This window comes from Rhodopseudomonas rhenobacensis, from assembly GCF_014203125.1.
GTDB classification, from domain to species: Bacteria; Pseudomonadota; Alphaproteobacteria; order Rhizobiales; family Xanthobacteraceae; genus Rhodopseudomonas_A; species Rhodopseudomonas_A rhenobacensis.
This window is the reverse complement of the sequence record NZ_JACHIH010000032.1, coordinates 26,543-44,058: the sequence shown is the minus strand read 5'-3', so window position 1 is coordinate 44,058 and position 17,516 is coordinate 26,543. Positions and strand designations below refer to the sequence as shown.

The window sequence follows — 17,516 nt, the reverse complement described above, 5'->3', positions numbered from 1 at the left end:
CGATGCTGCACGATTGGGGCGTGATCGCGGCCGCGTTCGGCTATATCGGCTTCCTGTTTCTGGTTGCGAGCTACGGCGACCGGCTGTCGCAGGCGCAGCGCCAGCGCTTCGGCACCCTGATCTATCCGCTCTCGCTGGCAATCTACTGCACGTCGTGGACGTTCTTCGGATCGGTCGGCGTGGCCAGCCGCAGCAGCGTCGATTTCCTGGCGATCTATATCGGCCCGATTCTGATGGTCGCGTTCGGCGCGCCGCTGCTGCGCCGGGTGATCGATCTCGCCAAGTCGCAGAACATCACCTCGATCGCCGACTTCATCGCCGCGCGCTACGGCAAGAGCCAGGCGGTGGCGGCGACCGTGGCGATCATCGCCATCGTCGGCTCGGTGCCCTACATCGCGCTGCAGCTCAAGGCGGTGGCGTCCTCGCTGCAGACCATCCTCGGCGACGATCAGGTGATGTCGAGCATGCCGATCGTCGGCGACATCGCGCTGATCGTGGCGCTGACCATGGCGCTGTTCGCGGTGCTGTTCGGCACGCGGCAGACCAACGCCACCGAACACCAGCACGGCCTGATGCTCGCGGTCGCCACCGAATCGATCGTCAAGCTGGTCGCCTTCATCGCCGCGGGCGCCTTCGTCACCTTCTGGATGTTCAGCCCGCACGAATTGATCGAACGGGCGATGAAGACCCCGGAGGCGGTCCGCGCCATCGACTACGTGCCGTCCAGCGGCAATTTCCTCACCATGGTGCTGCTGTCGTCCTTCGCCATCCTGCTGCTGCCGCGCCAGTTCCACGTCAGCGTGGTGGAGAATTCGAGCAGCGCCGAGGTCAGCCGCGCCCGCTGGCTGTTCCCGCTGTATCTGATCGCCATCAACCTGTTCGTGATCCCGATCGCGCTGGCCGGATTGATCACCTTCCCGTTCGGCGCGGTGGACAGCGACATGTACGTGCTGGCGCTGCCGCTTGAGGCCAACGCGCCGTATCTCAGCATCGCGGTGTTCATCGGCGGGCTGTCGGCGGCGACCGCGATGGTGATCGTCGAATGCGTGGCGCTGGCGGTGATGGTGTCGAACGACCTGGTGATGCCGCTGGTGCTGAAGCGCGGCGCCACCCCGCGCGACGACGAGCGCAACTACGGCTCGTTCCTGCTCACGGTGCGGCGGGTGGCGATCTTCGCCATCCTGATCATGGCGTATTTGTACTTCCGCGCGCTCGGCAACACCCAACTGGCGGCAATCGGGCTGTTGTCGTTCGCCGCCATCGCGCAGTTCGCGCCGGCGTTTTTCGGCGGGCTGATCTGGCGCCGGGCAACCGCGCGCGGCGCCATCGGCGGCATGCTGATCGGCTTTGCGGTCTGGGCCTATACGCTGTTCATGCCGAGCTTCCTCGACGGCAACACCGCAGGCGTGCTGCTGCTGCAGCATGGCCCGTTCGGCATCGAAGCGCTGCGACCGCGGGCGCTGTTCGGCGCCGATCTGCCGCCCTTGCTGCACGGCGTGCTGTGGAGCCTGTCGCTGAACATCCTGGCTTATGTGGCGCTGTCGCTGTGGAAGCAGCCGTCCTCGATCGAACGGCTGCAGGCCGCGGTGTTCGTGCCGGCGGCGCTGAAGCCGATGGCGCCGGCATTCCGGCGCTGGCGCTCGACGGTGACGGTGGCGGATATCCTGGGCGCGGTCGCGCAATATCTCGGGCCGGAGCGGGCGGGCGAGGCGTTCCGCGCGTTCGCGGCGAGCCGGCGGGTCAATATCGAGCCGACGGCGCCGGCCGATTTCGAGCTGCTGCAGCACGCCGAGCATCTAATCGCCTCGTCGATCGGCGCGGCGTCGTCGCGGCTGGTGCTGTCGCTGCTGCTGCGCAAGCGCACGGTGTCGGCGGAAGCGGCGCTGAAACTGCTCGACGATTCCCACGCCGCGCTGCATTTCAACCGCGAGATCCTGCAGACCGCGCTGAACCACGTGCGGCAGGGCATCGCGGTGTTCAACCCGGATCTGCAGCTGATCTGCTCCAACCGGCAGTTCGGCGAGATCCTCGGGCTGCCGCCGCATATCGTGCAGATCGGCATTCCGCTCACCGAGATTCTGGAATTCCTCTCGCTCAGCGCGCCCGGCTTCAGCGACAGCGAACTGCAGACGCAGATCCGGCTCGCCGCCTACACCACCGAAGGCGCGCCCTATATCGAGCGGATGCAGGATCGCCATTTGGTGATCGAGGTGCGCGCCAACCGGATGCCCGACGGCGGCCTCGTGATCACCTTCTCCGACGTCACCCCGAGCTTCGAGGCCGCCGAGGCGCTGGAGCGCGCCAACGCCACGCTTGAAAAGCGGGTGCGCGACCGCACCGAGGAACTGACGCGGCTGAATTCGGCGCTGGCTCTCGCCAAGAGCACGGCCGAAGAGGCCAACATCTCCAAGACCCGGTTTCTCGCCGCCGCCAGCCACGACATCCTGCAGCCGCTCAACGCCGCGCGGCTCTACGTCACCAGCCTGGTCGAACGCCAGAGCGGCGGCGACGACGCCAAACTGGTGGAGAACATCGACGAATCGCTGGAGGCGATCGAGGAGATCATCGGCGCGCTCTTGGACATCTCGCGGCTCGATGCCGGGGCGATGACGCCGTCGCTGTCGAGCTTCGTGATCGGCGATCTGATGCGCTCGCTGGAAATCGAATTCGCCCCGATCGCCCGCGCCAAGGGCTTGAAGCTGACCTTCGTGCCGTGCCTGCTGCCGGTGGAATCCGACCGGCTGCTGCTGCGCCGGCTGATGCAGAACCTGATTTCCAACGCCATCAAATACACCCCGCAGGGCAAGGTGCTGGTCGGCTGCCGGCGCCGCGGCCAGTCGCTGCAGATCGGCATCTACGACACCGGCGTCGGCATCCCGATCCTGAAACGCGGCGAGATCTTCAAGGAGTTTCACCGGCTGGAGCAGGGCGCGCGGATCGCCCGCGGGCTCGGGTTGGGGCTATCGATCGTCGAGCGGCTGGCGCGGGTGCTGAACCACGGCATCGCGATCGATTCCAACAAGAGCGGCGGCTCGTTCTTCTCGGTGACGGTGCAGATCGCCGACATGGTCAACCACACCGCCGCGGTGACCAGCGCCACCCCGCTGTCGCGGGCCTCGATGGCCGGCATCCTGGTGGCCTGTATCGAGAACGATCCGGCGATCCTCGACGGCATGAAGACGCTGCTGACCACCTGGGGCGCCGAGGTGATCGCGGTGGCTGACCCGGAAGCCGCCATCAAGGCGATCGAGGCCGCTGGCCGGCCGGTCACCGGCCTGTTGGTCGATTATCACCTCGATCGCGGCAACGGCATCGCCGGCATCCGCGACATCCGCCACCGATTCGGCGAGGAGATCCCGGCGATCCTGATCACCGCCGATCGCAGTCCGCGGGTGCGGGCTGCGGCGCGCGACGACAATATCTCGGTGTTGAACAAGCCGGTGAAGGCGGCGTCATTGCGCGCGCTGCTCGGGCAATGGCGGGCGCAGCAGAACGTGGCGGCGGCGGAATAATCACCCGGTCATTCCGGGGCGAGAGCAGCGAAGCTGCGAGCGAACCCGGAATCTCGCCGCGCCGGCGACCTCTTGCCTGCCGCAAGATTCCGGGTTCGCTCGCCGCCAAGGCGGCCCGCGCCCCGGAATGACCGCGGAAACGGTGGTTTGCCGTCGAATGAAGTTGAAAGCCTGCGCGCAAACTGCGGCGGGGCAGCTTACTGCGGGGTATCCTGGCGCCATTGGCTGCCGGAGATTTTCGCGGCGGCGATCACCGCCTGGGTCCGGCTTTCGACCCCGAGCTTCTGCAGGATCGCCGAGACGTGGGCCTTGATGGTGGCTTCCGAGACGCCGAGTTCGTAGGCGATCTGTTTGTTGAGCAGCCCTTCCGACAACATCATCAGCACCCGCACCTGCTGCGGGGTCAGCGTGATCAGCCGGTCGCGCAGCTTGGTCATTTCCGGGTCGGCGGCGGCGTTGAGGTCGATATCCGGCGGCACCCAGACGTCGCCGTCCAGCACCTTCTGAATCGCGTCCTTGAGCTTTTCGACCCCGAACCGCTTCGGCACGAAGCCGGAGGCGCCGAAATCCAGCGAGCGGCGGATCGTGCCGACGTCGTCGCTGGCCGACACCACCACCACCGGGATCGCCGGATATTGCGCCCGCAGGTAAATTAGTCCGGAGAACCCGCTGATCCCCGGCATCGACAAGTCGAGCAGCACCAGGTCGACGTCGGCATCCTGCTCCAGGATCGCGGTCAGCTCCTCGAAAGTGCCGGCCTCGCCGATCTTGGCGGTCGGAACGACGCTTGCGACGGCGAGACGCAGGGCGTCACGAAATAGCGGATGATCATCGGCGATGATGAGGTGCGTGCTGGCTGTGGGGGTCATTTACTCTGACGGCGGTTAGAACTGCGCGCGTCCCGCACGCAAGACGCGGGGAAAATCACATGTGTGCAATACTCGCCCGACCGCACACGTCTGGCAAGCAAACAATTTTCTACACTTAACGTGGTATGTTGATCTTCGCGCTGCAGCGCGGAATCTGCTGCACTGCATCACAACTTTCAGGGGCGGGCTACCGGGCCGAAAGTCGTATTGGGCGAAATTTAGACCCGATGATACCGTGCTCGCAATTCTGCGCATCACTCCGGCTGAGATCGGGCGCGCAGATAAGAGCTTTGACTCGAAACACCATGGGGAGGACGTTCAGACATGTCGACGATTGCGGTTGCACCAGCCCGTACGGGAGGAATGACGAAGGACGAACGTTTCGTCATTCTCGCGTCATCACTCGGCACGGTGTTCGAGTGGTATGATTTTTACCTTTACGGTTCGCTGGCCAGCATCATCGGCGCGCAATTCTTCAGCGCCTATCCGCCCGCCACCCGCGACATCTTCGCCTTGCTCGCCTTTGCCGCGGGCTTCCTGGTCCGCCCGTTCGGGGCGATCGTGTTCGGTCGGATCGGCGACATCGTCGGCCGCAAATACACCTTCCTGATCACCATCCTGATCATGGGCATTTCGACCTTCATCGTCGGCCTGCTGCCCAATGCGGCGACCATTGGCATCGCGGCGCCGATCATCCTGATCGGCCTGCGGCTGCTGCAGGGTCTCGCCCTCGGCGGCGAGTATGGCGGTGCGGCAACCTATGTCGCCGAGCATTCGCCACCCGGCAAGCGCGGCTACTACACCTCGTTCATCCAGACCACGGCCACGCTCGGACTGTTTCTTTCGCTGATCGTGATCCTGTTCACCCGCACGATTCTCGGCGAGCCTGAATTTGCCGCCTGGGGCTGGCGAATTCCGTTCCTGGTCTCGGTGCTGTTGCTCGGCGTCTCGGTCTGGATCCGGCTGAAGCTGAATGAATCGCCGATCTTCCAGAAGATGAAGGACGAAGGCAAGAGCTCGAAAGCGCCCTTGACCGAAGCCTTCGCGAACTGGGGCAACGCCAAGATCGTGCTGATCGCGTTGATCGGCGGCACCATGGGCCAGGGCGTGGTGTGGTACACCGGTCAGTTCTACGCGCTGTTCTTCCTGCAATCGATCCTCAAGGTCGACGGCTACACTTCCAACCTGTTGATTGCCTGGTCGCTGCTGTTCGGGACCGGCTTCTTCATCTTCTTCGGCTGGCTGTCGGACAAGATCGGTCGCAAGCCGATCATCCTGACGGGCTGCCTGATTGCAGCGTTGAGCTTCTTCCCGGTTTTCCGGATGATCACGTCCAACGCCAACCCGGCGCTGGAAAAGGCCATCGAGTCGGTGAAGGTCGAGGTTGTGTCCGATCCCGCGCTGTGCGGCGATCTGTTCAACCCGGTCGGTACCCGGGTGTTCACCGCGCCTTGCGACACCGCCCGCGCCTACCTCGCGCAGTCCTCGGTGAAGTACTCGACCTCGTATGGTCCGGCCGGTTCGGGCGTCAAGGTGATGGTCAACGGCACCGAGGTTCCCTATGTCGACGCCAAGACCTCCAACCCGGCGGTGCTGGCGGCGGTTCAGGGCGCCGGCTATCCGAAGGCGGGCAACGCCGAGATCGTGAAGATGTCGAACCCGTTCGACATCTTCAAGCCGCAGGCGGCTGCGGTGATCGGGCTGCTGTTCATCCTGGTGCTGTTCGTCACCATGGTCTACGGGCCGATCGCGGCGATGCTGGTCGAACTGTTCCCGGCCCGGATCCGCTATACCTCGATGTCGCTGCCCTACCATATCGGCAACGGCTGGTTCGGCGGCTTGCTGCCGGCGACCGCGTTCGCGATCGTGGCCTCGACCGGCGATATCTACGCCGGCCTGTGGTACCCGATCATCTTCGCGTCGATCACCTTCGTCGTCGGCCTGATCTTCATGCCGGAGACCAAGAACGTCGATATCAGCCACCGCTGAGCGCAACGATCCGGCGGCGTGCCGCCGGATCACTGCAAGATTTGCAACGGCCGCGGCGCAATCCGCGGCCGTTTTGCGTTTGCGCATCGTGGCGAAATGGTCGCGCGATCAGAAATGATGACGGGCAACGAACGAGCATTCGAGCGGTTCACGATCATCAGCCGTCATTCCGGGGCGCGAGAGCGTCAGCGCGAGCGAAACCGGAATCTCGCGGCAGGTGCTGACACCGATCCCGCGGCAAGATTCCGGGTTCGCTCGCCCAAGGGCTCGCGCCCCGGAATGACCGCGTGGAGAAAGTTGGTTGCCAGCTAACCCATGAGCCGCTTATCGCGCCGCGTAACCCATGAGCAGCTCAGCGCCCCGCGCCGACGAACTGCAGCACCACCTCGCGGGCGTGCGGCCGGCGGCGATGCTCGATCAGGTAGATCGCCTGCCAGGTGCCGAGCGCGAGCTTTCCTGCGAGCACCGGGATCTGCAGCGAGGTCGCGGTCAGCATGGTTTTGACATGCGCCGGCATGTCGTCGGGACCCTCGCTGTCATGGGTCCAGTTCGCGGCTTCCGGCGCCAATGTCTGCAACACCGTCATCAGGTCGGTGAGCACGGAGGGATCGGCGTTTTCCTGCACCGTCAGCGACGCCGAGGTGTGGCGGATGAACAGCGAGGCGGTGCCTTCGCGCGCCTCCGCCTCGGCGATGAATTTGCCGACCTCGCTGGTGATATCGACGAAGCCCGAGCCCTGCGTTCGCACCGTCAGCACGGTCGAGGCGACCACATTGGCGACGACGCGCGACAGCACCGCGCGCGACAGGGCTTTCGGAGATGTCATGATGTCCTCGCGGCTCCGCTGGGAAAATCGGCGCGATCGCCGCTCAAATCTTGCCGTCGCCGGTGTCTTTTTGCATCCGGTTGGCGAGGTCGATCAGCTTCCGCCAGGCGTGCTCGATGAACGCGGTGAGGCGGTCGAGGTCGCGGTCGCTCGGCAGCGGGATTTCCAGCTTGCGTTCGCCGTCCTTGCAGGTGATCCCCGGTGTCTTCAGGGAATCGCCCTTCGGCAACGACTCGTCGATCTTGCCGGGCGGCTCGCGCTGCGCGAGCTGGGCCTTGAGTGCCTCGTTGTCCTGCCGCAGCTGCTGATTGTCGCTCTTGGCGGTGTCGAGCTCGGCCTTGAGCCGATCGGCATCGCGCTGCAGCCGGCCGATCTCGGTATCGAACGCGGCGCGCTCGTCCGGCATCACCTGGCAGGCCCAGCCATTGCCCTTGTCCGCGCAGATCGACGCCGTTCCGGTCCGGGTGTCGAGCCGAATCACCCCATCGCGGGCGGGCGACAGCGTGTAGCGGCCGTTCTCGGTGTCGGGCGCCGACTGCGCCGCCGCTGCGGCCGGCAGCACCAGCAGCGCGCCGGCCAGCACGCCGCCGCGAAATCTAGCTGTGGGCAACTGTACCAGCGTTGGCTTTGCCGTCATCGTCACACCTCCGCTCGCCCCTGGCTTCAATCTGGGTCAGACAGCCTGCCAGTGGAAGGGGGCGCGGCCGGATTTCAACGCGTCGGCCAACAGCGCGATGCGGTCCTGGCCCCAGAACACCTCGCCGTTCAGCACATAGGCGGGCGAGCCGAACACATCGGCGGCGATCGCATCCTGCCGGTTCTGGTCATAGATCCCGCCGATCGCCGCGCTGGCGGCGCGCTCGACCAGGGCCGCGCCGGGCAGGCGGGCCTGATCGGCAAGCTCGATCAGCGTCGCCGGATCGGCCAGATCAAGCTCGGCTTCCCACACTGCGGCGTAGGCCCTCCGCAGAAATCCATCGGGATCGCGGCCGTCTTCGCACGCCGCGATCACCACGCCATCGGCGAGCCGCGAATCGAACGGCCAGTGCTTGGGGTGGAGGTGAAAATCCAGCCCGCGCTTGGCGCGCCAACGTTGCAGCTCGAGCATCCGGTAGCGCTGCCGCGCCGGATGGCGCTTCCCCAACGGCATCCCGCCGGTTTCCGCGAACAATTCGACCAGCACCACCGGCTTGTAATTCACCTTGAGATCGTAGGCACTTACGAGCTCGGCAAACGGCCCATGGCCGAGATAGGCCCACGGCGACGGCAGCGAGAAATAATAGTCGATGGCTTGAGACATGCGGGGGTCCGGAGCGATGGAAGTAAAAGTCCGGCTTCATCCGAGCAGAGCCGATCGCAACGTGCAAGGCGGATGCCGTCGCGGTGCAACTGCTGCAGTGCGACGTTTGGCGCCGGGCGTTTTCGATTTTCCGCAATAAAATCAAGCAAATCAACGAACTACACGGTTGTCCGGCAATCTTGACTTGGCTTTATGCGGTCAGTATGGTCCGCGCGGCTTTTGAGGGTGAACGGGGCGTTATTTCCATCAACCGCGGCTTGGTTCGGGTCTCCACATCATGACGGACGACACGGGTCACGGCGGACGACGCGATGGAAGCCACGACACTCCGTCCCCCGAGGAAGCTGCGCTTTCCGCAAGGCTCGGAAGCCTGGAGCAACGGTTGGCCCAATCCCGGGACAGCCGAAAAATCCAGGCGGACCAATCCGGAACAGGAAGTGAGAACGCACAAGCCCGGGCCTCGGCCTTGGCGCGCGGCTTTCAGCTTTCCTCCGAACTGGTCGTGGGTGTTGTTGCTGGGGCTGGAATTGGTTGGGGTTTCGACCGTTTGCTGTCGACTTCGCCCTTCGGACTGATCGTGTTCTTCCTGCTCGGCTTCCTGGCCGGCATGATCAACCTGATACGGTCCGCGAGGCGCGGCTCCTGACCAGGCCACGCGCCGACGGACGCGCTGCTTGACGATTTTGCTTGACGATTGATGTCACTGTGCCGGCCTTGCCGGTGGACCGAGAGATGCCGCGCGGATGATTGATCCGATTCACCAGTTCAACGTCGAGAAGATCTTCACGATCGGCCATATCGGCAATCAGGAGATCGCCTTTACCAATTCATCCGCCTACATGCTGGTCGCGGTGGCGCTGATTTCGCTGCTGATGATCGGCGGCTCGGCGGGCCGGCAGATGGTGCCGGGCAGGATCCAGTCGCTGGCGGAGTTGTCTTACGAATTCGTCGCCAACACGATCCGGTCGACCGCCGGCGTCGAGGGCCTCAAGTTCTTCCCCCTGGTGTTCTCGCTGTTCATGTTCATCATGGTCTCGAACATGGTCGGGATCATCCCCTACACCTTCACCATTTCCAGCCACATCATCGTCACCGCCGCCCTGGCGTTCCTGGTGTTCTTCACGGTGGTGATCTACGGCTTCTACAAGAACGGCCTGGGTTTCTTCAAAATCTTCGTGCCCTCCGGCGTGCCGGTGTTCATCCTGCCGCTGGTGGTGTTCATCGAGGTGTTCTCCTTCTTCCTGCGGCCGATCTCGCATTCGGTGCGTCTGTTCGCCAACATGCTGGCCGGCCATATCGCGCTGAAGGTGTTCGCGAGCTTCATTCCGCTGTTGGCGGGCCTCGGCATCGCCGGCTATTTCGGCGCCGTGCTGCCGCTCGGCATGGTGATCGCGCTGACCGCGCTCGAGCTGCTGGTCGCGTTTCTCCAGGCCTACGTCTTCGCCATCCTCACCTGCATCTATCTCAACGATGCGTTGCACGCGGGCCACTAAGCCCGATCTCTCAAGCCAAACCCCAACAGGAGCGTTTCATGGATCCGATTGCCGCGAAGTACATTGGTGCTGGTATTGCCTGCATTGGCATGGGTGGCGCCGGCGCCGGCGTGGGCATCATCTTCGGCAACTACCTCGCCGCTGCGGTGCGCAATCCCTCGGCCGCTCAGGGCCAGTTCGGCAACCTGATCTTCGGCTTCGCCGTGACCGAAGCGCTCGGCATCTTCTCGCTGCTGATCGCGCTGTTGCTGCTGTTCGCCCTCTGAGCCAAGTCTAAGAGACGTCGAGTCTCGAGACGCTAGCGTTTGGGCCCGCAGGGGCCCGGATCGTCCGAACAGGAGTATCCCGTGGCTGAAGGTCATGGCAACGCACCGGGCACCACCGCCCACACCGAAGCGGATGCTGCGGCCCATGGACGCGCGTTTCCGCCGTTCCAGAAGGACACCTTCGCTTCGCAGCTGGTGTCGCTGCTGATCGCGTTCGTGGCGCTCTATCTGATCGTCTCCAAGATCGCGTTGCCGCGGGTCGGCAGCGTGCTCGACGAGCGTGCCAAGCGGATCGAAGACGATTTCGCCGCGGCGCAACGGCTGAAGGGCGAATCCGACGACGCGCTGAAGGCCTACGAGACCGAGCTGGCGCAGGCCCGCGCCCGGGCGCAGGCGATCGGCGCGGAGACGCGCGAGCGCCTCAACGCGGCCTCCGAAGCCGAGCGCAAGACTCTCGAAGAGAAGCTTGCGGTCAAGCTCGCCGATGCCGAGAAGACCATCGCCGCGACGCGTGAAACCGCGATGAGCAACGTCCGCGGCATCGCCGCCGACGCGGCCGCGGCGATCGTGCAGCGGCTGTCCGGCATCGTGCCCGACGGCAAGGCGCTCGAGACCGCCGTCGACTCCAGCTTGAAGGGATCGCAGGCATGACCGAGTTTCTCGCCGAACCGGAAACCTGGGTCGCCGTCGCCTTCGTGATCCTGATGGGCGTGTTCGCCTATGTCGGGGTGCACCGCACGGTGCTGAACTCGCTCGACAAGCGCCGCGATCGCATCAAGGCCGAACTCGACGAGGCCAGCCGGCTCAAAGACGAAGCCGCGAAGCTGCTCGCGGAATACAAGGCTCGCCGCGCCAGCGCCGAGCGCGAAGCGCAGGACATCATCGCCAGCGCCAAGGACGACGCCGAACGGATCGCGGCGGAAGCCCGGGCCAAGCTGGAAGATTTCGTCGCGCGCCGTACCAAGACCGCCGAGAGCAAGATCGCGCTCGCCGAGGCTCAGGCGGTGGCGGATGTCCGCGCCGCCGCAGCCAACGCCGCGGTCGCCGCCGCCTCGACCATCCTGTCGCAGTCGGTGCAGGGCCAGGTCGCCGAAGGCCTGGTGCAACGCGGCATCGAGGAAGTTCGCTCCAAGCTGAACTGAGCCAAGCTTCTATCTCTTTGAACAACAGCCGGCGCGCCTCGCGCCGGCTGTTGTCGTTTGGGCGTTTGCTAGCCGCCACACATTGTCCCGGGATGATCGTACCCGCGAGGCTGGCGGTGACCGCCCATCGTGGTTAGATTGATCCGGCGAGGCTGCGTTGCGCGTCAGGAGCCAATATCCCCGGGGCCTTATCGATCCTCACGGGAACTGTCCCTGGCCGGGTCCGTGGACCCGGTCATATGGTGCCCACCTACTTTCGTAGGGAACTCCGGGATCGAGCGCTTCAACGGCATCTGTGGCTTCGCGCTTTTCTTGGGGCGCCGCCGCGTCCCGCCACGCGGCGCAAGCGGCAGGCGCTGCAAGTTCGGAGCGGCCCGCTTTCGTGGCCGATGACCGCATTCTATAACGACGGATGCCTCTGATCTCTCTCGACCGATCCAAGACATCACTCCGCGCCGCAGCTTTGGCGCGGCGGGCGGCCCTGAGCGAGACCGCGCGCGCGGCGGCGGCGCAGGCGCTGCTCGGCCGGCCGTTTCCGCTGGCCATCACTGCGGGCGACGTGGTCGCCGGCTATTTCCCGCTGCGCGGCGAATTCGATCCGCGGCCGTTGCTGCAAGCCTTGGCAGAGCAGGGCGCGCGGCTGGCGCTGCCGGCGATCGTCGGCCCCGACCGGCCGCTGGCGTTCCGCGCCTGGCACCCGGGCGAGCCGTTGGTGAAGGGCCAGCTCGGCATTCCCGAGCCCGCCGCCGCCGCGCCGGCCCTGACCCCGCGCACCCTGCTGGTGCCGCTGGCGGCATTCGACCGCGCCGGCCACCGCATCGGCTATGGCGGCGGCTATTACGACCGCAGCCTCGAAGCGCTGCGCCGCGACGGCGTCGTGACCGCGATCGGGCTCGGCTTCGCGGTGCAGGAAATCCCGCTGGTTCCGGCGCTGGCGCACGACGCCCGGCTCGATCTTGTGCTAACGGAAGCCGAGACGATCGATTTCCGGAGTTGAGATTTTGCGCATCCTGTTCATCGGCGACGTGGTCGGCAAGACCGGCCGCACCGCGATCGCCGACTATCTGCCCGGCGCGATCCGCGACTGGAAGCTCGATCTCGTCGTCGTCAACGGCGAGAACGCCGCCGGCGGCTTCGGCATCACCGAGGCGATCTACAACGATTTCATCGATGTCGGCGTCGACGCGGTGACGCTCGGCAACCACGCCTGGAATCAGAAAGAGGCGCTGGTGTTCATCGAGCGCGCGCCGCGGCTGATTCGTCCGGCGAATTTTCCGCGCTACACGCCGGGCCGCGGCTCGGCGCTGATCGACGCCAAGAACGGCGCCCGCGCGCTGGTGATCAACGCGATGGGCCGGGTGTTCATGGAGCCCTTGAACGATCCGTTCGCCGCGGTCGGCCGCGAACTCGAAGCCTGCCCGCTGGTCGAGGCGGCCGACGCCATCGTGCTGGATTTCCACGGCGAAGCCTCGAGCGAAAAGCAGGGCATGGGATTCTTCTGCGACGGCCGCGCCAGCCTCGTGGTCGGCACCCACACCCATGTGCCGACCGCCGACCATCAGATTCTTCCCGGCGGCACCGGCTATATGACCGACGCCGGCATGACCGGCGACTATGATTCGGTGATCGGCATGCACAAGGACGAACCGCTGCGCCGCTTCGTCACCGGGATTCCGTCCGGCCGGTTCGAGCCGGCGAACGGGGCTGCGACGCTGAGCGGCGTCGGCGTCGAGACCGACGACGCCACGGGCCTCGCGCTGCGCATTGCGCCTGTGCGGCTCGGCGGCCGGCTGGAGCCGGCGGTGCCGGGGTTCTGGGCCGCGGCGGAGTAGCTCGGCGTCGGATTGGCTGGTTCAGATGATTGATACAGGCGGTCATTCCGGGGCGCGAGCCCTTGGGCGAGCGAACCCGGAATCGCGCCGCAAGTACCGGCCCCACGCCAGTTGCGAGATTCCGGGTTCGCTCGGGCTTTCGCCCTCGCGCCCCGGAATGACGGTTTCGCTTTCGTTGGCTCCCGGTCGACAGAAAGCACCTCTGCCGCGCGCCACGACATCCCTCACGCCACCGACTTCACCGTTGTCAGCTCCTTAATCTTGCGGGCGTGCTGCACCGCCTGTTGCGCCGCGGCGCTGTGGGTAAACAGCTCCAGTTCCTCGGTGTCGCCGTCGCCGACCGGAGTCAGCGCGGTGTCGGTGTAGCTCATCCGGTCGGGGTCATTGCGTACCTTGCGGCGCAGCGCGTCGATCCACAGCCAATGTGCGGCGCTGCGGTACAGCTTGCTCGCGCCCTCGAGCAAAAGCTTCGGATAGAACCGCCAGACCGGCTCAAGCGGCAGCGACGAGCGGCGGTCGGTGCGTCGCTTCAGCCGCAGGATGCCGCCCTGCAGCGGATGCACCTTCTCGATCACCACCATCGACGAGAACAGATAGATCATCGAGGCCAGCCGCGAGATGCCGCCGCCGGTGGCCGCGGCGCGGCGCAGCATCCGCTCGACATGCTCGGGCGTGTAGTACGCGCCCCACGCCGCCAGATAAGCGCCTTCCCACTCGGCGCGGCTCATCTTCGAATGCGCGGTGACGACGTGTTCGATGTCGTAGCGGTTGAGGTCGGCATCCATCGCCACGCCCTGTTTGAACAGAGTCTGGTGATCCTCCGAGCCCGGCAGCGGCGTGAGACAAAAGAACTCCAGGATGTCCAGCGGCAGTTCGTTCTGGATGATGGCGATGTCCTCGGCGATCGAGGCCGGGGTGTCGTGCGGGAAGCCGAGGATGTAGCCCGCATAGGTCAACACGCCGGCGCTCTTCCAGGCCAGCAGCATCCCTCGATATTCGGTGATCTTGTTCTGCCGCTTGTTGGCCGAGGCGAGATTCTGCGGGTTGATGCTTTCCAGCCCGAGAAACACCCGGACCACGCCGGCGGCCTTGGCCTTGTCGATGAAGCCCGGGATCTTGTGGCACAGCGTATCGACCTGGATCACCAGCTTGATGTCCTTGCCGCCTTGCGCGGCGAACTCGGCGCGCAGTTCGATCAGCCGATCGAGGATGGATTCCCAATCCTTGTTGCGGGCGAAATTGTCGTCGGTCATGAAGAACCAGTTGACGCCCTGCGCCAGGTTCTCCCGCACCAGCCGCGCGATGTCGTCGGCGCTGCGGCCGCGCGACTTGCGGCCCTGCACGTTGATGATGGTGCAGAACGAGCACTGGTAGGGGCAGCCGCGGCCGGCGTCGAAGCTGGTTTGATAGTTGTAGGTGCGCTGCAGGAACTGCTTGGGCAGGATCGGCGACGGCGCGCCCTCCAGCGACGGCAGCTCGTTGAGATAATTGTACATCGGCTTCAGTTCGCCGCGCGTGGCGTCCTGCAAGAGCGCGTCGCAGCGGCCTTCAAGCTCGCCGGCATACAGCGTGATGCCGAGATCGAGCGCTTCCTGCAGATCCGGCTGAATTCCCGGCAGCATCGCCAGACACCCCGAGACATGAAAGCCGCCGATCGCGACCGGCACGCCAGCCGCGCGGAGCGGCCGCGCGATATCGAGCGCGCGCGGGAACTGATTGGATTGCACGCCGACCAGGAATACCAGGCCGAAATTGTCGTGCGTACGAAACCGCTCGATGATCGCGGCCGGCTTGATCCGGGTGTTGATCTCGTCGGCGGCGGTGATGTCGATGGCGACGTCGTCGCCGATCGCGCCGCGCTGCCTGGAATCCTCGACCAGGCTGTACACCACCGCCAGCGAGTTCGATGGAACGAACGAGCGGAACCACTGGATCACGTAGCCGTCGTCGTCGTAATGCGACGGCTTGATCAGCGCCACCTGGAAACGCTTGGGCGGAGCGTTGGCGGTTGCTGCGAACTGCGGCGATGAAATCTGCGATGCGGTCAAACCAATCTCCAATCCGTCGATAGGGCTGCAGATATTTGGCGGCGCTAGGTGCGATGGCCTCGTTGGGTCGTCGTCTGGTGCGCCGGCCGATCGCCGGCGAAGTCACGCTCAGTCTGGTGCGATGCTATCAAGTCGTGGCGGTCAGAAAATGACCGAAGCAATCAGCAGTCGGAAATCAAATCACAATTCAAGCTGGTTCCACGTAGGACCAGCAGGCTTTCTGCAATGTGGCGCAAAGCCGGGACGATTTGCAAGCCCCCGGCATGGCGGGGCAGCCGCACATTCGCTGCGGATGGACCTGATACGCGGTTGCAGGCGAGCCTGACGATGCCGGTTCCGTCGCCGGCCGTCGCGCCCGAGCCGCTGTGCAATGACGAAAAGCCGTTCGCAGGCTTACAGCCTGTACGCCGTGCGGAAGCCGCCCCAGTGCCGGCCGCGCACCCGGATCGGCACGTCGATCTCGCGCATCATGATGGTGTTGCCGTTGCCCATGTCGCGGGCGTAGCTCTGGATCAGGTAGCTGCGGGTGTTGCGCCCAGCCGCCAGCCCGGCCGGGTCGTTGAAGATCCGCCGGTTGCGGCAGTTCGCGGTGTTGAAGGCGACGTCGCCGGGGCGCTGCGGCTGCGAGTAGATCGTGTTGTGCACCGGCAGATAGCCGTTGCGGTCGATCATCGCGCAAAACGCCATCCGGGAATCCTTGGCCAGAAAAGCTTCCTGGAACGGCGGCAGCGCGCGATCCGCCCAGGTGAGAATCTTGGTGCGATGCTGCAGCGGGTTGGAGCCTGCGATCTCGACGTAGGTCTCGTCGAACATGTCCTCCAGCGAAATCGCGCCGCTGGTCACGCCGTCTTCGAAGATCTTGGTCAGCGCAACGCCGGCTTCCATCGCCCGGGTGACGAATTCGGTGTTCTCGTCGTGCAGCTCCCAGAGCTTGTCCTCGATGCGGTCGCGCAGCGCGGCGTCGGGGGCGTGGAAGCGCGCCCGCACCCCGGCCGAGCTATGCTCGCCGATCCGGATCTTGCACGGCCCGACGCCGTCGAGCGTCGCGGCCAGGATTTCGGCGGCCGGCAGCCCTGCTGCGGCGGGCCCGGAAATCAGGATGTCCTCCATCGAGATTTCGTAGACCGGCGCCTTGATCGGCAGGCCCTTTTTGTCGATTTCGATGCCGAGATGGCACGGCAACGGCTTGCGGCCGTGATCGCTGCCGCTGCGGCCGAGCAGCACGGCGGTGCGGGTTTTCAGTTTCTCCGCGAACAGCGTGACGCTGGCGCCGGCGCGCGCCACCTCCTCGCCGTGGCTCTCAGCCTCGCGGGTCGCGCTGACGATCTCGGCGGCGCTGTCGCCGACCGATTCGATGAAGTTGGAAGCCTGCGCGGCGTTGTTCGACATGTCGCTGGTGGTGCGGTTCTGTTCGGCGACGGCGCCGTTGACGTTTTCGAACACCGGGCGGATCGCCTCGATCGCCTGCGATATCCGATGCACCGCGGCGACCGAACTCGCCGCGTCCTTCTGCAGCGCGTCGATCTTCTGCTTGATTTCCTCGGTGGCGGCCTGGGTCTGCACCGCCAGCGCCTTGACCTCCGTCGCCACCACCGCGAAGCCGCGGCCGGCGGCGCCGGCGCGCGCCGCCTCGATGGTGGAATTCAGCGCCAGCAGCGTGGTCTGCTTGGCGATCTTGGCGATCAGGTCGACCACGTTGCCGATCGCCGCCGAGGAGTCGCGCAGCCGGTCGACATTGGCGCTGGCCTCGGCGGCGGCGGCGCTGGCCTGATCGGCCAGTGTCGAGGCCTGCCGCACCTGGGCGCCGATGCCCTCGGCCGAATGGGTGAATTTGTCGGCGGCCTGCGAGAACGTTGTGGCGGTGGATTGCGCGGCGCTGGTGCGCCCGGTCAGCGCGTCGCTTCGCTCCCGGATGGTGTGCAGCGTGGCGGCGGTCGACTGCGCTCCGCCGGCCACCGAATTGGCGGCGCGCTCCAGCTGCCGGATCAACCCGCCGAGCTCGAGCTCCAGAAGGCCGAGGATATCGCTTGCCGAATCGGCGGCCGCGGTTTCCGGCACGGGCGCGGGCGGCGCAACGATCGACGGTGCCTGCTGGACCTGCGGCACGGGCGGGAGTTGTCGCGGCCGACGAAACACAGCAAACACCATGGCACTCTCTTGATGGGGGCGCGTCTGGGCTACTCTGGCATCGCTCCGTGAAATGACGGTTAATTTTTCCCGCCTGAGGTGAATATCAGCC

15 protein-coding genes and 1 other RNA gene are annotated in these 17,516 nt (G+C 65.5%); 10 read left to right on the top strand and 6 right to left on the bottom strand.

Going from position 1 to position 17,516, the window contains the following annotated elements:
• Nucleotides 1–2: 2 nt before the first annotated feature.
• Nucleotides 3–3,512, top strand: coding sequence for a hybrid sensor histidine kinase/response regulator (locus tag HNR60_RS19800; protein WP_184261229.1), 3,510 nt, complete (start codon nucleotides 3–5; stop codon nucleotides 3,510–3,512).
• 197 nt (nucleotides 3,513–3,709) lie between these two features.
• Here HNR60_RS19800 and HNR60_RS19795 read toward each other — a convergent pair whose 3' ends face one another.
• Entirely contained in the window at nucleotides 3,710–4,381 is a 672-nt protein-coding gene (locus HNR60_RS19795; protein ID WP_184261226.1) for a response regulator transcription factor, read from the bottom strand.
• 324 nt (nucleotides 4,382–4,705) lie between these two features.
• On the opposite strand from HNR60_RS19795, the gene HNR60_RS19790 reads away from it, so the two are divergent.
• Nucleotides 4,706–6,370, top strand: coding sequence for an MFS transporter (locus HNR60_RS19790; RefSeq protein WP_184261223.1), 1,665 nt, complete (start codon nucleotides 4,706–4,708; stop codon nucleotides 6,368–6,370).
• A 352-nt stretch (nucleotides 6,371–6,722) separates the two neighbouring features.
• Here the strand turns inward: HNR60_RS19790 and HNR60_RS19785 are convergent, their stop codons facing one another.
• From HNR60_RS19785 to HNR60_RS19775, 3 genes are read right to left on the bottom strand one after another with little or no spacing between them, the layout of a single operon-like run.
• Entirely contained in the window at nucleotides 6,723–7,196 is a 474-nt protein-coding gene (locus HNR60_RS19785) for a secondary thiamine-phosphate synthase enzyme YjbQ (RefSeq protein WP_184261220.1), read from the bottom strand.
• Nucleotides 7,197–7,239: 43 nt separating this feature from the next.
• Nucleotides 7,240–7,833, bottom strand: a complete 594-nt coding sequence (locus HNR60_RS19780; protein ID WP_184261217.1) for a hypothetical protein — start codon at nucleotides 7,831–7,833, stop codon at nucleotides 7,240–7,242.
• A gap of 36 nt (nucleotides 7,834–7,869) precedes the next feature.
• Nucleotides 7,870–8,496, bottom strand: coding sequence for a 2-hydroxychromene-2-carboxylate isomerase (locus tag HNR60_RS19775; protein ID WP_184261214.1), 627 nt, complete (start codon nucleotides 8,494–8,496; stop codon nucleotides 7,870–7,872).
• 277 nt (nucleotides 8,497–8,773) lie between these two features.
• Here HNR60_RS19775 and HNR60_RS19770 point away from each other — a divergent pair, with 277 nt between their 5' ends.
• The 8 genes from HNR60_RS19770 (at nucleotide 8,774) to HNR60_RS19735 (ending at nucleotide 13,229) form a co-directional block, all read left to right on the top strand.
• A complete protein-coding gene (locus HNR60_RS19770; RefSeq protein WP_184261210.1) occupies nucleotides 8,774–9,142 on the top strand; it encodes an AtpZ/AtpI family protein in 369 nt (122 codons plus the stop codon).
• Between the two features lie 97 nt (nucleotides 9,143–9,239).
• A complete protein-coding gene (locus HNR60_RS19765) occupies nucleotides 9,240–9,989 on the top strand; it encodes a F0F1 ATP synthase subunit A (protein ID WP_184261207.1) in 750 nt (249 codons plus the stop codon).
• A 38-nt stretch (nucleotides 9,990–10,027) separates the two neighbouring features.
• Nucleotides 10,028–10,255, top strand: coding sequence for a F0F1 ATP synthase subunit C (locus HNR60_RS19760; protein ID WP_009796340.1), 228 nt, complete (start codon nucleotides 10,028–10,030; stop codon nucleotides 10,253–10,255).
• Between the two features lie 81 nt (nucleotides 10,256–10,336).
• Nucleotides 10,337–10,906 carry a F0F1 ATP synthase subunit B family protein gene (locus HNR60_RS19755; RefSeq protein ID WP_184261204.1) on the top strand — a complete coding sequence of 190 codons (570 nt, stop codon included), beginning with the start codon at nucleotides 10,337–10,339 and terminating at the stop codon, nucleotides 10,904–10,906.
• Nucleotides 10,903–11,397, top strand: a complete 495-nt coding sequence (locus tag HNR60_RS19750; protein WP_184261201.1) for a F0F1 ATP synthase subunit B family protein — start codon at nucleotides 10,903–10,905, stop codon at nucleotides 11,395–11,397. Before HNR60_RS19755 ends, HNR60_RS19750 begins: the two co-directional genes overlap by 4 nt.
• A 146-nt stretch (nucleotides 11,398–11,543) precedes the next feature.
• A non-coding RNA gene (ssrS, locus tag HNR60_RS19745) (6S RNA) lies at nucleotides 11,544–11,703 on the top strand.
• 106 nt (nucleotides 11,704–11,809) lie between these two features.
• The gene (locus HNR60_RS19740; protein ID WP_184261198.1) at nucleotides 11,810–12,394 is read left to right on the top strand and encodes a 5-formyltetrahydrofolate cyclo-ligase; all 585 of its coding nucleotides are present in this window, start codon (nucleotides 11,810–11,812) and stop codon (nucleotides 12,392–12,394) included.
• A 4-nt stretch (nucleotides 12,395–12,398) separates the two neighbouring features.
• Entirely contained in the window at nucleotides 12,399–13,229 is an 831-nt protein-coding gene (locus HNR60_RS19735) for a TIGR00282 family metallophosphoesterase (protein ID WP_184261195.1), read from the top strand.
• A 224-nt stretch (nucleotides 13,230–13,453) separates the two neighbouring features.
• Here HNR60_RS19735 and HNR60_RS19730 read toward each other — a convergent pair whose 3' ends face one another.
• Together HNR60_RS19730 and HNR60_RS19725 are read right to left on the bottom strand one after the other, a co-directional pair.
• A complete protein-coding gene (locus tag HNR60_RS19730; protein ID WP_210313691.1) occupies nucleotides 13,454–15,277 on the bottom strand; it encodes a B12-binding domain-containing radical SAM protein in 1,824 nt (607 codons plus the stop codon).
• Between the two features lie 393 nt (nucleotides 15,278–15,670).
• Entirely contained in the window at nucleotides 15,671–17,425 is a 1,755-nt protein-coding gene (locus HNR60_RS19725; protein ID WP_184261192.1) for a methyl-accepting chemotaxis protein, read from the bottom strand.
• Nucleotides 17,426–17,516: the final 91 nt, after the last annotated feature.

Excerpts from the sequence above, each read along its gene's own strand:
- HNR60_RS19740 (WP_184261198.1), top strand. The coding sequence starts at position 11,810 with ATGCCTCTGATCTCTCTCGACCGATCCAAGACATCACTCCGCGCCGCA.
- HNR60_RS19785 (WP_184261220.1), bottom strand. The coding sequence starts at position 7,196 with ATGACATCTCCGAAAGCCCTGTCGCGCGCGGTGCTGTCGCGCGTCGTC.
- HNR60_RS19780 (WP_184261217.1), bottom strand. The coding sequence starts at position 7,833 with ATGACGGCAAAGCCAACGCTGGTACAGTTGCCCACAGCTAGATTTCGC.
- HNR60_RS19795 (WP_184261226.1), bottom strand. The coding sequence starts at position 4,381 with ATGACCCCCACAGCCAGCACGCACCTCATCATCGCCGATGATCATCCG.
- HNR60_RS19760 (WP_009796340.1), top strand. The coding sequence starts at position 10,028 with ATGGATCCGATTGCCGCGAAGTACATTGGTGCTGGTATTGCCTGCATT.
- HNR60_RS19775 (WP_184261214.1), bottom strand. The coding sequence starts at position 8,496 with ATGTCTCAAGCCATCGACTATTATTTCTCGCTGCCGTCGCCGTGGGCC.
- HNR60_RS19800 (WP_184261229.1), top strand. The coding sequence starts at position 3 with ATGCTGCACGATTGGGGCGTGATCGCGGCCGCGTTCGGCTATATCGGC.
- HNR60_RS19725 (WP_184261192.1), bottom strand. The coding sequence starts at position 17,425 with ATGGTGTTTGCTGTGTTTCGTCGGCCGCGACAACTCCCGCCCGTGCCG.
- HNR60_RS19790 (WP_184261223.1), top strand. The coding sequence starts at position 4,706 with ATGTCGACGATTGCGGTTGCACCAGCCCGTACGGGAGGAATGACGAAG.
- HNR60_RS19750 (WP_184261201.1), top strand. The coding sequence starts at position 10,903 with ATGACCGAGTTTCTCGCCGAACCGGAAACCTGGGTCGCCGTCGCCTTC.
- HNR60_RS19765 (WP_184261207.1), top strand. The coding sequence starts at position 9,240 with ATGATTGATCCGATTCACCAGTTCAACGTCGAGAAGATCTTCACGATC.
- HNR60_RS19770 (WP_184261210.1), top strand. The coding sequence starts at position 8,774 with ATGACGGACGACACGGGTCACGGCGGACGACGCGATGGAAGCCACGAC.